Annotated in this window: 12 protein-coding genes; 9 read left to right on the top strand and 3 right to left on the bottom strand. The window is 71.1% G+C overall.

What is annotated here, in order from left to right; genetic code table 11:
* Positions 1-111: 111 nt before the first annotated feature.
* Positions 112-960, bottom strand: coding sequence for a 16S rRNA (cytidine(1402)-2'-O)-methyltransferase (gene rsmI / locus ACFY3J_RS18725; RefSeq protein WP_384178981.1), 849 nt, complete (start codon positions 958-960; stop codon positions 112-114).
* 97 nt (positions 961-1,057) lie between these two features.
* Between rsmI and ACFY3J_RS18720 the strand changes: the two genes are divergently transcribed.
* From ACFY3J_RS18720 to ACFY3J_RS18700, 5 genes are all read left to right on the top strand, one after another.
* Positions 1,058-2,806 (top strand): dolichyl-phosphate-mannose--protein mannosyltransferase, encoded by a 1,749-nt coding sequence (locus tag ACFY3J_RS18720; protein WP_390841288.1) that lies wholly within the window; start codon positions 1,058-1,060, stop codon positions 2,804-2,806.
* Between the two features lie 400 nt (positions 2,807-3,206).
* Entirely contained in the window at positions 3,207-3,800 is a 594-nt protein-coding gene (locus ACFY3J_RS18715; RefSeq protein WP_384178977.1) for a DUF5819 family protein, read from the top strand.
* Positions 3,797-5,008 carry an HTTM domain-containing protein gene (locus ACFY3J_RS18710; RefSeq protein ID WP_390841287.1) on the top strand — a complete coding sequence of 404 codons (1,212 nt, stop codon included), beginning with the start codon at positions 3,797-3,799 and terminating at the stop codon, positions 5,006-5,008. Before ACFY3J_RS18715 ends, ACFY3J_RS18710 begins: the two co-directional genes overlap by 4 nt.
* Positions 5,009-5,234: 226 nt before the next feature.
* On the top strand, positions 5,235-6,860 hold the full coding sequence (locus tag ACFY3J_RS18705; RefSeq protein WP_390841286.1) for a penicillin-binding transpeptidase domain-containing protein: 1,626 nt from the start codon (positions 5,235-5,237) through the stop codon (positions 6,858-6,860).
* A 135-nt stretch (positions 6,861-6,995) separates the two neighbouring features.
* Positions 6,996-8,666 carry a penicillin-binding transpeptidase domain-containing protein gene (locus ACFY3J_RS18700; protein ID WP_384178971.1) on the top strand — a complete coding sequence of 557 codons (1,671 nt, stop codon included), beginning with the start codon at positions 6,996-6,998 and terminating at the stop codon, positions 8,664-8,666.
* Between the two features lie 100 nt (positions 8,667-8,766).
* Here ACFY3J_RS18700 and ACFY3J_RS18695 read toward each other — a convergent pair whose 3' ends face one another.
* Positions 8,767-9,126, bottom strand: a complete 360-nt coding sequence (locus tag ACFY3J_RS18695) for an SsgA family sporulation/cell division regulator (RefSeq protein ID WP_384178970.1) — start codon at positions 9,124-9,126, stop codon at positions 8,767-8,769.
* Positions 9,127-9,292: 166 nt separating this feature from the next.
* On the opposite strand from ACFY3J_RS18695, the gene ACFY3J_RS18690 reads away from it, so the two are divergent.
* From ACFY3J_RS18690 to ACFY3J_RS18675, 4 genes are all read left to right on the top strand, one after another.
* A complete protein-coding gene (locus ACFY3J_RS18690) occupies positions 9,293-10,348 on the top strand; it encodes an energy-coupling factor ABC transporter permease (protein ID WP_390841285.1) in 1,056 nt (351 codons plus the stop codon).
* Between the two features lies 1 nt (position 10,349).
* The gene (gene cbiQ / locus ACFY3J_RS18685) at positions 10,350-11,111 is read left to right on the top strand and encodes a cobalt ECF transporter T component CbiQ (protein ID WP_384178966.1); all 762 of its coding nucleotides are present in this window, start codon (positions 10,350-10,352) and stop codon (positions 11,109-11,111) included.
* Complete coding sequence (locus ACFY3J_RS18680) at positions 11,099-11,857, top strand: energy-coupling factor ABC transporter ATP-binding protein (RefSeq protein ID WP_384178964.1); 759 nt, start codon at positions 11,099-11,101, stop codon at positions 11,855-11,857. The genes cbiQ and ACFY3J_RS18680 overlap by 13 nt, the downstream gene beginning before the upstream one ends.
* A 133-nt stretch (positions 11,858-11,990) precedes the next feature.
* Positions 11,991-13,160, top strand: coding sequence for a serine hydrolase domain-containing protein (locus tag ACFY3J_RS18675; protein WP_390841284.1), 1,170 nt, complete (start codon positions 11,991-11,993; stop codon positions 13,158-13,160).
* 13 nt (positions 13,161-13,173) lie between these two features.
* Here ACFY3J_RS18675 and ACFY3J_RS18670 read toward each other — a convergent pair whose 3' ends face one another.
* On the bottom strand, positions 13,174-13,449 hold the full coding sequence (locus ACFY3J_RS18670) for a DUF1876 domain-containing protein (protein WP_225074761.1): 276 nt from the start codon (positions 13,447-13,449) through the stop codon (positions 13,174-13,176).
* Between the last annotated feature and the right edge of the window lie 3 nt (positions 13,450-13,452).

Here is a 13,452-nt window from a genome sequence, read left to right as displayed (position 1 = left end):
CGTCCCTCCGGCGGCCGAAGTCCCTTTGCCTTCCCGGACGGCTCTTTGCCACCCCATGGGGCGGCCGCTCATGAGAGATGCGCCCTGCTCAGAGCGGGTGTGAGCGAGGTCTCACGCCCCCGCGCGCTTGGCGGCGACCACCGCGTCGAACACCTCCCGCTTGGGCACCCCGGCCTCGGCCGCGACCGCCGCGATGGCCTCCTTGCGGCGTTCCCCGGCCTCCTCGCGCACCCGCACCCGCCGCACCAGTTCCTCGGGGCCGAGCTCCTCGGGCCCCTTCTCGGGCGCCCCCTCGACCACGACGGTGATCTCGCCGCGCACGCCCTCGGCGGCCCACGCGGCCAGTTCCCCGAGCCCGCCGCGCCGCACCTCCTCGTAGGTCTTGGTCAGCTCCCGGCACACGGCGGCCCGCCGCTCGGCGCCGAACACCTCGGCCATCGCCGCGAGCGTGTCGTCGAGCCGGTGCGGGGCCTCGAAGTAGACCAGCGTGCGCCGCTCGTCCGCGACCTCCCGCAGCCGGGTCAGCCGCTCGCCCGCCTTGCGCGGCAGGAATCCCTCGAAACAGAACCGGTCGACGGGCAGCCCGGACAGCGCGAGCGCGGTGAGCACGGCGGACGGGCCCGGTACGGCCGTCACCCGGACGTCCCGCTCCACGGCGGCCGCGACCAGCCGGTAGCCCGGGTCGGAGACGGACGGCATGCCCGCGTCCGTCACCAGCAGCACACGCGCCCCGCCGAGCAGTTCCTCGACCAGTTCCGGGGTGCGGGCGGACTCGTTGCCCTCGAAGTACGACACGACGCGCCCCCTGGGGGTGACGCCGAGCGCCTGGGTGAGCCGGCGCAGCCGCCGGGTGTCCTCGGCGGCGACCACGTCCGCGCCGGCCAGTTCCTCCGCGAGCCGGGGCGGCGCGTCCTGGACGTCGCCGATGGGAGTGCCCGCCAAAACAAGGGTTCCAGTCACGCACCCCATCCTCTCAAGTGCCGCCGCGGGCGGACGCGTCCCGGCCGGTACCAGCCATGCGCGGGACTCACACGGAACGGTTCCCTACGATGGCGCGGTGACCAGTACCGCGTCCCACACGGACACCCGGCAGGGCCCGGCCCCGCACGACCAGCGGCCGACGTGGCAGCAGCGCCTGCGCCGCTTCGGCCACTCCGCGGGGCCCGCGAGCGGCGGCAGTGGCGTCGTCGACCGTCTGGTGCCGCCGTATGCGCGGCCCGGGGAGCGCCTGTGGGCGGCCCTCGGCATCCCGCGGACCCTCGCCGACCGGATCGTCCGCTGGTCGGGCTGGGGCGGCCCGTTGCTGGTCACGCTGGTTGCGGGCGTGCTGCGGTTCTGGAACCTGGGCAGCCCCAAGGCGGTGATATTCGACGAGACGTACTACGCCAAGGACGCGTGGGCGCTCGTCCACCGCGGCTTCGAGGTCAACTGGGACAAGAACGCCAACGACCTGATCCTCAAGACCGGCGGGCACATCCCGATCCCCTCGGACGCGGCCTATGTCGTGCACCCGCCGGTCGGCAAGTACGTGATCGGCCTCGGCGAGCTGCTCTTCGGGTTCAACCCGTTCGGCTGGCGCTTCATGACGGCCCTGCTCGGCACGCTGTCGGTGCTGATGCTGTGCCGGATCGGCCGGCGGCTGTTCCGCTCCACCTTCCTCGGCTGCCTGGCGGGCGCGCTGATGGCGGTGGACGGCCTGCACTTCGTGATGAGCCGGACCGCGCTGCTGGACGGCGTGCTGATGTTCTTCGTGCTGGCCGCCTTCGGCTGCCTGCTGATCGACCGCGACCGGGCCCGGGAGAAACTCGCCGCCGCGCTCCCGGCCGACGCCGACGGTCGGGTGCGGCCCGACGCGCACACGGCCGAGACGGCCCGCCTCGGCCTGCGCCCATGGCGCTGGGCGGCGGGCCTCATGCTGGGCCTGGCGTTCGGCACCAAGTGGAACGGCCTGTACATCCTGGCCGCGTTCTGCGTGATGGCCGTGCTGTGGGACGTGGGCGCCCGCAAGGTGGCCGGCGCCTGGCACCCGTACACGGCCGTGCTGAAGCGGGACACCGGCATCACGTTCCTGGCCACGGTCCCGGTCGCGATCGCCGTCTACCTGATCTCCTGGATCGGCTGGATCCGCTCCCCCGCCGACGGCAGCGGCGGCTACTTCCGCGACTGGGCCACGACCGACGGCAAGGGCGGCTACTTCACCTTCCTGCCGGACTGGCTGCGCAGCCTGTGGCACTACGAGCACGAGGTCTACAAGTTCCACGTCGGCCTGTCCTCGCCGCACAACTACCAGTCCAACCCGTGGAGCTGGATCGTCGACGGCCGCCCGGTGTCGTACTTCTACGAGTCGCCCTCCCCCGGCACGGCGGGCTGTCCCACGGACGCCGCCGGCAAGTGCGCCCGCGAGGTCCTCGCCATCGGCACGCCGATGCTGTGGTGGGCGGCCTGCGCCGCGCTGGTGTACGTCCTGTGGCGCTGGTTCTTCCGCCGCGACTGGCGCGCGGGCGCCATCGCCTGCGGCGCCGCCGCCGGCTACCTGCCCTGGTTCCTGTACCAGGAGCGCACGATCTTCTTCTTCTACGCCATCATCTTCCTCCCCTTCCTGTGCCTGGCGGTGGCGATGCTGATCGGCGCGCTCGTGGGCCCGCCCGGCTCCTCGGAGACCCGCCGCGTCGCGGGCGCCACCGGCGCGGGCGTCCTGTTCCTGCTGATCGCCTGGAACTTCGTCTACTTCTGGCCCCTGTACACCGGCACGTCGATCCCGATCGACTCCTGGCGGTCGCGGATGTGGTTGGACACCTGGGTCTAGCTCGGCAGACACACCACGTGGTGCCGAGCGTCACAGGGGCCACGAGGTGAATTCGAGTGGCGGCAGCCTGATCTGAGCGGCCGTGGTCGGCGTGTCACCCCACTACGGCGCTCATGTCGGCCGGGTAGGCCATCTCTCGAAATTCGCGGGGACACCGGTAGCGGCGGCCTGCCCGTCCCCGGTCGACACTCTGGCGAACGCGAGGGAACATAAAGGGACGAGGCACTTCCAGCCTCCAGTCTGTCGCCGCGATGACGCGGCGATCGGAGTTCTAGGTGACGCGCCCCCGTCCAGGGCAACGCGCAGGGCGGCGCGCAAGGCAACGTCCAGCACGTGCAGGCGGCGCGCAATGGATCATGTCGACAGGGCAAGCCGAAAGCGCGGTCTCTCATCTGTATCGGTGAGCATCATCGCGCTCGCGGTGGTGGGTGTCGTGGCCGCTGCCGCCGTGCACTTGGCAATGCTCTTCCTCAACAGCGCCCCCTTGAACTCCTTCTCCCAGCAACACGCCGCGGACATCGACAGATATGTCGTCCCCGAGTTCGCGCAGCAGTGGCAGCTTTACGCCCCCAATCCGCAATCGGTGAATACCCACGTACAGGCTCGCGCGAAAGTGCAGACGCCCAGCGGAAGCCTCACTGATACCGGCTGGGTGGACCTGACCGCGATGGATGACGAGAGGATCGTGCACAATCCTCTCCCCAGCCAGGCGCACCAGAACGAGCTTCATCACGCCTGGTCCAACTACGTCGACTCGCTCGACAACGAGGGACGACCAGTTGGTCTGTACGGGAAGTTGATGCAGCAGTACCTGCTGCGCATCGTCGCCCATCGTCTGGGACCACAGGTCAATGGCGGCACCGTGCAATTCATCCAGCTGCGCTCGGCCAACACGCCGGTGGGGCAGCCCCCGTGGAGTCTTCAGCACATCGACACGAAGACCAGCTATGTGGTTCAACCGTGGTGGACCGTCAAGGCGGAGGACTTCAAGTGACCACACACTCGCGGGCCACGTCCGGTCGCGCACACGAACCGTCCTCATCCGCCCGGCTGTCGCGCGGCATCGACGCCGCTGTCAGGCGAGGTCTCGCGCGTATCACCAGCGATGTCATCGCGCCGTACCAGTCGGCCGTCATTCGAATCGGCTTCTCACTTACCTGGCTCGCCCTGCTGCTGCGCGAGTGGGTGCACCGTAACGAGCTCTACGGGGCGGACAGCCCTTGGAGCTGGACCATGGCCCGTGAATGGAATACGACAAACCAGGCGTTCACCGTACTCATGTGGCATGACAGCCGATTGTGGTTCGAGATCGTCTACGTGGCGGCCATCGCCGCGTCGGTGATGCTGCTCCTCGGGTGGCGGACCCGCACCGCCTCGCTGCTCTTCATGATGGGTGTGCTGGCACTCCAGAACCGTAACCCCTTCGAGGGGGACGGCGGCGCAGACGTCATCCACGTCATGGCGATCTATCTGGTATTCACCCGCTGCGGCCGGGTCTGGTCGTTGGACGCGCGGCGTGCCGCGCACGGTCGCGACGGCGGCCGGGACGTGGTCGGGATCGTGATGTGGGCTTTCTTCACCGTCGCGCTCACCCTGGTCACCGGGCTGGGCAAGCCGGATACCGGCTGGGCGCTGCTGCTCTGGGGCTTCGCCTTCGCGCAGCCGGCATGGTGGCTGGTGCGACGCTACGGCCCCGGAGAGCCCCGCACCGTCATGGAAATGGTCGGCAACGTGGTGCACGCGGGTGCGATGTTCGTGATCGCGGCCCAGGTGTGCCTGATTTATGCGGTTTCCGGCTGGTACAAGGTCCAAGGCTCCTTCTGGCAGGACGGAACGGCGCTCTACTACGTGCTGCACCTCGACGACGTCACCCCGTGGCCCGCTGTGTCCCACGCCATCGCCAATAGCAGTCTGATCGTCCTGCTGTTGACCTACGGCACGGTGATCGTCGAAGTCGCCTTCGCCTTCACCCTTTTCAACAGCCGCGTGAGAACCGTAATGGTTGGGATCATGATGTCCATGCACGCGGGCATCGGGATCCTGCTCGGCCTGCCTTTCTTCGCGTTGGCGATGATCACGGCCGACGCGCTCTTCCTCCCAACTGCACTGCTGCGTCGGGCAGGCGACCGCGTGGCGCGCCCGGTCTCACGGAGGCGAGCCGTGGCGCCGACACCGCAGGTGCCCTTCGGAGCGAAGTACTGACTGACGGAAACGAGCATCATCCCAGCGCGGGAGGCAGGCGAACGGCGGCCGCCGTACACGGGGGCGTCGATCCCCGTCGATTCCTGGCGTTCACGGATGTGGCCGGCCACCTGGGTCTGAGTCAGCCGGCTGATCACTGTTCGGACACCATCCGAAAACAGCCCTCACAGTTGCCCCGGCGGCCACTTACAGTGCGGTGGGGCCGCAACGGGGAGGGAGCGCTTCCATGCGCAAGGGGGTCAAGGCCGCCGTCGTCGGCGGGGTGTTCGCCGCGATGATCGGCGGGGCGGGATACGGGACGTACAACTTCGTGTCCGCGCTGAACGGAAACACGGTCGCAGCCAGCGGGCCGGCGCCCGCCAGGACCGGGCCACCGAGCCGGGACGAGGTGAAGGAGACCTCGGCGAAGTTCCTCGCGGCCTGGGAGAAGAACGAGGCGGCGGAGGCCGCGTCGTACACGGACTTCCCCGAGGCGGCCGAGGAGTTGCTCACGGCCTACGGACGCGACGCGCACATCACCGATGTGAAGATCACGCCCGGGACCGCCTCCGGGACCACCGTGCCCTTCTCGGTCAAGGCCACCGTGTCGTACGACGGGAAGTCCAGGCCGCTGGCCTACGACAGCCGGCTGACCGTCGTGCGGGGCGTGTCCACCCACCAGCCGCTGGTCGACTGGCAGCCCTCGGTCGTACACCCCGACCTGGTCAAGGGCGACACGCTCGTCACCGGGGAGTCGGCGTCCGCGCCGATCGAGGCCGTCGACCGTGACGGCGCCGTGCTGACCAAGGACAAGTACCCCTCGCTCGGGCCGATCCTGGACGAGCTGCGGGCCAAGTACGGCGACAAGGCGGGCGGCGAGCCGTCGGTCGAGCTGAGCATCCGGCACGAGGTCTCCGGCGCCGCCGAGACCCCGCTGATCACCCTCGCCAAGGGCCGGCCGGGCAAGCTGCGGACCACCCTCAGCGCGAGTGCGCAGGCGGCGGCCGAGCAGGCCGTGCAGCGGTACGCCGAGTCGTCCGTGGTCGCCGTGAAGCCGTCCACCGGCGAGGTGCTCGCGGTCGCCAACCACCGGGCCGACGGCTTCAACGCGGCCTTCCTCGGCCGGCTCGCGCCCGGCTCCACCATGAAGATCATCAGCGCGGCCACCCTGATCGACAACGGGATCACGAGGGCCGCCGGCCCCGCGCCCTGCCCGAACGAGGCGGTGTGGCAGAGCCAGACGTTCCACAACCTCAAGAACATGCAGCCCGACGAGCACGCCACCCTCTCGGACAGCTTCGCCCGGTCCTGCAACACGGCGTTCGTGAAGTACGCGGACGAGGTCCAGGTGGACTCCCTGACCAGGGAGGCCGAGGAGCGCTTCGGGCTCGGCCGGGACAACTGGAAGGTCGGCATACCGTCCTTCGACGGCTCCGTCCCCGCCTCCGGCGGCCCGGACACCGCCGCCAACCTGATCGGGCAGGGCCAGGTGCAGATGAGCCCGCTGAACATGGCGTCGGTGACGGCTACCGCGATGACCGGCACCTTCCGCCAGCCCGTCATCGTGTCCGCGAAGCTCGACGGCCGCCCGCTGGCCCAGGCCCGGGGCCTGTCGGCCGACACGGTCGCCCAGTTGCGGCAGATGATGAACCGCACCGCCACCAGCGGCACCGCGGCCCCCGCGATGTCCGGGCTCGGCGGCAGCATCGGCGCGAAGACCGGCTCCGCCGAGGTCGACGGCCAGGACAGGTCCAACAGCTGGTTCACCGGCTACCACAACGACATGGCGGCCGCCGCCATGACCCAGGAGGGCGGCCACGGCGGCGACGCGGCGGGCCCGATCGTGGCAGCCGTCCTGCGCACGGCGGGCTGACGCCCGCTCCACGCTGGACCGGGCCCCCACCCCCCGGACGCATCCGTGAGAGAGGCCCTAGGGTGGGGCTCATTGAGGATCGTGGGGGCGATGGGGCAGCGGGGGCCCCGGGGGACTGGCGGAGGACGGAAGGCAGTGGGCAAGAGAAGGCGCGTCGCCGAGCGACGGAAGACTACTCCGGCCGTGGTCGGCGGGGTGATCGCCGTGGTCGTCGTCGGGGCGGGCATCGGCGTCTACGCGCTGTACGGGGGCGGCGGGGAGGCCGACGACCGGACGCAGTCGGCGGGCCACGGCGAGCTGAAGAAGAACACCGGCCCGCTGTCGGCGACCGAGGTGCGGACCGCGGCCGAGGGGTTCCTGGCGGCCTGGCAGCAGGGCAAGCCCGCCGAGGCGGCCGCCGCGACCAGCGACACCGCGGCGGCCACCGCCCTGCTGACCGGCTACGCCAAGGACGCGCATCTGAAGGACGTCACCCTGACCGCGGGCACCGCCGCGGGCGGCAAGGTGCCGTTCTCCGTGAAGGCCACGGTGTCGTACAAGGGCCTGACCAAGCCCCTGGCCTACGACAGCGCGCTGACCGTCGTCCGGGGCGCCGCGGACGGCAAGCCGGTCGTGGACTGGCACTCCTCCGTCGTCCACCCCGAGCTGAAGGACGGCGACACCCTCGTCACGGGCGAGTCCGGCACCCCGCCGGTCAAGGCCCTGGACCGGGACGGCGACGAGATGACGACCGCCGAGTACCCGTCGCTGGGTCCGGTCCTGGACGGGCTGCGCGAGAAGTACGGCGCGACGGCCGGCGGCAGCGCGGGCGTGGAGCTGCGCGTGATCCGCGGCAAGGCGTCGAAGAAGGCGGAGCTGTCCGACAAGACGCTCGTCGAGCTGAGCAAGGGCACGCCGGGCACGGTGAAGACGACGCTGAGCCCGTCCCTCCAGGCTGCGGCCGAGAAGGAGGTGTCCAGGACCGAGCGGGCCTCGGTGGTCCTGATGCGTCCGTCGACCGGCGAGATCCTCGCGGTGGCGAACTCCAACCACGGCTTCAACACCGCCTTCCAGGGTTCCCTCGCCCCCGGCTCCACGATGAAGGTCATCACCTCGTCGCTGCTCTTCGAGAAGAAGCTGGCCTCGGTGAACAAGCCTCACCCCTGCCCGAAGTTCTTCACCTACGGCGGCTGGAAGTTCCAGAACGACAAGAAGTTCGAGATCAAGGGCGGCACCTTCAAGGCGAGCTTCGCCCGCTCCTGCAACACGGCCTTCATCAGCCAGGCGCCGAAGCTCAAGAACTCCGACCTGACCCAGCAGGCCCAGCAGGTCTTCGGCCTGGCTCTGGACAACTGGGCGATCGGAGTGCCGTCCTTCGACGGCGCGGTCCCGGTGCAGTCGGCGGCCCCGATGGGCGCCTCGCTCATCGGGCAGGGTGGGGTCCGTATGAACCCGCTGAACATGGCGTCGGTGGCCTCGACGGTCAAGGCGGGCGTCTTCCACCAGCCGTACCTGGTCTCCCCGTCCGTCGACAACCGCAAGCTGGCCACGGCCTCCCGGACGATGTCCTCCTCCACCCTGTCCCAGCTGCGCGAGGTGATGCAGTACACCGCCGCGTACGGCACGGCCGCCGAGGCCATGGCCGGACTCGGCCCGGACTACGGCGCGAAGACGGGCTCCGCCGAGGTCGACAACCAGAAGAAGGCCAACGGCTGGTTCACCGCCTACCGCGGCGACCTCGCGGCCGCGGGTGTCGTCCAGGCGGGCGGCCACGGCGGCGACACGGCCGGTCCGATAGTGGCGTCGCTGCTGAAGGCGGGGAGCTGACGGCGGCCGGGCGCAGGAGCTGACGACGGCCACGCACACCACCGGCGGCCGTCGTCACCGGCCGACCCGCGTCTCCGGCGGCCGGTGTCACCCGCGGGCGTCACCCGTGGGCGACCACCGCCGGTGACGCCGCCGCCAGGTAGGTCCGCCGCAGGAACCTGAGCAGTGTCTTCGTCTCGAGCTGCACCACCGAGACACCGCGCGCGGAGTGGAACTCGATCACGGTCTGCACCCGGCCGCAGGGCCACACCCGCACGTCACCACTGCCGGCCGGGGCGCGCAGCCCCTGTTCGAGCAGTGACCGGGGGAAGGTCCACTGGTGCGAGCCGGGCAGGTCCACCCGCACGGCACGCGGGTCCTGAAGGGGGTCGTAGCGCAGGACGACCGGGACGGCCCCGACGTCCTCGGGGACGTCGTCCGTGAGGATGTGGGCTCGCGCATGCTGTTCGACTACCGACATCGGACGACCCCTAACGCTGTGTGACCTGTGCGAGGGCTGAACATCCGCTTCCCCTCCAATGTCGCATATTTCCGGGATTCCGCTTCTCGAACATTCGGGAAACGGCACACATCCACGAGGCACTCGCTCTTGCAAGGGGTTCGCAACAAGCCTCTATCATCGAACGGTGCATGTGCCTGACGGATTCATCAACGCCCCCACCTCCCTGGCCACCGGAGTCGTCGCCGCCGGCGCCGTCGCCGTGAGCCTGCGCGGTGCGCGCCGGGAACTCGACGAACGGACCGCGCCGCTGGCCGGTCTCGTCGCGGCGTTCATCTTCGCCGTGCAGATGCTGAACTTCCCCGTCGCGGCCGGCACCAGCGGCCACCTCCTCGGCGGGGCGCTGGCCGCGATACTCGTGGGCCCCTTCACCGGGGTCCTGTGCGTCAGTGTCGTCCTGCTCATGCAGGGCATCCTCTTCGCCGACGGCGGCCTGACCGCGCTCGGCGTCAACATCACCGACATGGCGATCGTCACGACGGTGGTGGCCTACGCCGTCTTCCGCGGACTGGTGAAGGTGCTCCCGCGGCGCCGCCGCTCGGTCACCGTGGCCTCCTTCGCCGCCGCGCTCGCCTCCGTGCCGGCCGCCGCCGTCGCCTTCACGCTGATCTACGCGGTCGGCGGCACCACCGACGTGGCGATCGGCAAGGTCGCCACCGCCATGATCGGCGTGCACGTCCTCATCGGCATCGGCGAGGCCGCGATCACCGCGCTGACCGTGGGCGCCGTCATCGCCGTGCGCCCGGACCTGGTGTACGGCGCACGCGGCCTGGAGCAGCGCCTGAAGCTGCGGGTGAACGGCGAGCTCGTCGACGCCCCCGCGGCCGAGCCGGCGCCCGTGCCCGCCGCCGCCCGGTCCCACCGCAAGCTGTGGATCACCGGCCTGGTCACCTCCCTCGTCCTCGCCGGGTTCGTCAGCTTCTACGCCTCGGCCAACCCGGACGGTCTGGAGAAGGTCGCCCACGACCAGGGCATCGACAAGAAGGAGGAGCCGCACGCCTCCGCCGACTCCCCGCTCGCCGACTACGGCGTGAAGGACATCGCCGACGCCCGGCTGTCCGGCGGGCTCGCGGGCGTGATCGGCGTCGGGGCGACCGTCGTCGCGGGCAGCACGGTCTTCTGGGTGGTCCGCAGGCGGCGTACGGCAGCCGAGCCGTCAACCCCCTCCTCCCAGGCCGCCTGACATGGGGGCGGGTCACGCGCACCGGCTGTACCGGCACGGGCACTCCCCCGTGCACGCGCTGCCGCCGCACACCAAACTGGCCGCGGCCTTCGCCTTCGTCGTGGTCGTGGTGTCGACCCCGCGGGAGGCGATGTGGGCGTTCGCCGTGTACGCCGTCCTGCTCGCCGTCGTCGCCTCCGTGGCCCGCGTGCCCGCCGGCTTCCTGCTCAAGCGGCTGCTGATCGAGGTCCCGTTCGTCGCGTTCGCGGTGCTCATGCCGTTCGTGGCCCAGGGCGAGCGGGTGGACGTCCTCGGGATGTCGCTGAGCGTGAACGGGCTGTGGGGCGCCTGGAACGTGCTCGCCAAGGGCACCCTCGGCGTCGCCGCGTCCGTGCTGCTGGCGAGCACGACGGAACTGCGCGAACTGCTGCTGGGCCTGCAACGCCTGAAGCTGCCGCCGCTGCTGGTGCAGATCGCGTCCTTCATGATCCGTTACGGCGACGTCATCACCGACGAGATGCGGCGGATGCGGATCGCCCGCGAGTCACGCGGGTTCGAGGCGCGCGGGATCCGGCACTGGGGCGTGCTCGCCAAGTCCGCGGGCGCGCTGTTCATCCGCTCCTACGAGCGCGGGGAGCGGGTGCACCTGGCCATGGTGAGCCGGGGCTACGCCGGTTCGATGCCGGTCATCGACGAGGTGACCGCGTCCCGGGCGCAGTGGTCGTACGCCCTGGCCCTCCCTTGTGCCGCGCTCGCCGTCTGTCTGCTGGGATGGATCCTGTGACAGCTTCTCTGGAGGTCTCCGGCCTCGCCTTCGCCTACCCCGACGGCCACCAGGCCCTGTTCGGTGTCGACTTCGGCATCGGACGCGGCGAGCGGGTCGCCCTGCTCGGCCCCAACGGCGCCGGGAAGACCACCCTCGTGCTGCATCTGAACGGCATCCTGAGCGGGGGCACCGGGACCGTGACGGTCGCCGGGCTGCCGGTCGGCAGGAAGCACATGGCCGAGATCCGGCAGAAGGTCGGCATCGTCTTCCAGGACCCGGACGACCAGTTGTTCATGCCGACCGTGCGGGAGGACGTGGCCTTCGGGCCCGCGGCGGCCGGGCTCAAGGGGCCGGAGCTGGAGGCGCGGGTCACCACGGCCCTGGAGCGGGTCGGCATGCGGGACTTCGCCGACCGCCCGCCGCACCACCTCTCCTTCGGCCAGCGCCGCCGGGTCGCGGTGGCGACCGTCCTCGCCATGGAGCCGGAGATCCTGGTCCTGGACGAGCCCTCGTCCAACCTGGACCCCGCCTCGCGCCGTGAACTGGCCGACATCCTGCGCTCGTTGGACGTGACGGTGCTCATGGTCACCCACGACCTGCCGTACGCGCTGGAGTTGTGCCCGCGTTCGCTCGTCCTGAGCGACGGCGTGATCGTGGCGGACGGACCGACCGGCGAACTGCTCGCCGACGACGCGCTGATGCGCGCCCACCGCCTGGAGCTGCCCTTCGGCTTCGACCCGCGGTCCGTGACGATGGGCGCCTGACGCGTCGGGACGGACAGACGAGCGGGCAGCGTCGACGTAACGATCGTGCCAAGCCGACCGGCCGCAGGAATCGCAGGCCGGGGCCGCTGGTTGCACCCACTGTCGCAGGCGAAGAGCGGAAGGAGTGGCGGACGTGGACGTGCACGGCACAGTGGCCGAGGGCTTCGAGCCGGTCGGGGAGGCGTTCGCGGCGAACTTCGCGCTCCGCGGCGAGCGGGGCGCGGCGGTGGCCGTGTACCGGGACGGGCACAGGGTCGTGGACCTGTGGGCGGGGACGCGGGACGTCGACGGTACGGCGGACTCGGCGCCCTGGGAGCGGGGCACCGCGCAGATCGTGCGCTCGGCGACCAAGGGCGTCGCCGCCGCCGTACTCCTGCTGCTCCACCAGCGCGGGGAGCTGGACCTGGACGCGCCGGTGGGAACGTACTGGCCCGAGTTCAAGGCGGCGGGCAAGGAGCGGACCCGGGTCCGCGACCTGCTCGCCCACCGTGCGGGCGTCCCCGTTCTCGACCGGCCGCTGACACCGGAGCAGGCCGCCGATCCGGTGCTGGGCGCCGAGGCGGTCGCCGCGCAGGAACCGGTCTGGGAGCCGGGCACGGACCACGGCTACCACGCGCAGACGTACAGCTGGCTGACCGGCGAGCTGGTGCGGCGGGTCACGGGCCGGACGATCGGCGAGTGGATCGCGCGCGAGGTGGCCGGCCCGGTGGGGGCCGACCTGTGGGTGGGGCTGCCGGCGGGCGAGGCCGGGCGCGTGGGCCGGGTGGGCCAGGTGGAGCCGCCGCGTTCCGCGTCGGGTCTGCGCACCCGCCCCAAGCGGTCCGTGGCCGAGGCGTACGCCGACCCGGAGTCGCTGACCCGGCGGGCGTTCGCGGCGATCACCCCGCTGCCGGACGAGAACGACCCCGCCTACCGCGCCGCGGTCCTGCCCGCGTCCAACGGCATCGCCACGGCCGACGGTCTGGCCCGCTTCTACGCGGCGCTGGTCGGCGAGGTGGACGGCGGGACCCGCCTGTTCACCTTGCAGACCATGGAGCTGGCCCGCACGGAGCACTCCGCCGGGCCCGACCGCGTGCTGGTGGCCCCCACACGCTTCGGCCTCGGCCACATGCTGCACAGCCCGGCGTCCCCGCTGCTCGGCCCCGGCTCCTTCGGCCACCCCGGCCGCGGTGGCGCCCTGGCCTTCGCCGACCCGGACTCGGCCATCGCCTTCGCCTACGTCACCAACGGCTTCCACCTCAATGTGACGGCGGACCCCAGGGCCCAGGCCCTGGTCCACGCGCTGCGCACGTCCCTGACGTAGCGCTCCCCATGGGTCAGACGTGGATGGGCTGCGACGTGCGGCCCGACGCCTGGTCGATCTCGCCGTGTGCCTTGGTCAGGAGCTGCATGGCGAGTTCGTTCAGGGCCCTCGCGCCGGCGATCTCCTCGCCGACCCGCGGCTGATCGGAGTCGGTGTGGTGGCGGCTGGCCCTGCCGTGGGCCCGGACCTCGCTGCCGTCGGGCAAGCGGACCAGCGCCGCCGCCCGGGTGTGCTGCCCGTCCTCCTGGAACTCAAGCTCGATGTGCCATCCCACAACGGTCTTCATCATGAC

Source organism: Streptomyces sp. NPDC001231, assembly GCF_042896885.1.
Classification (GTDB): domain Bacteria; phylum Actinomycetota; class Actinomycetes; order Streptomycetales; family Streptomycetaceae; genus Streptomyces.
This window is presented reverse-complemented; position numbering and strand designations above follow the sequence as displayed.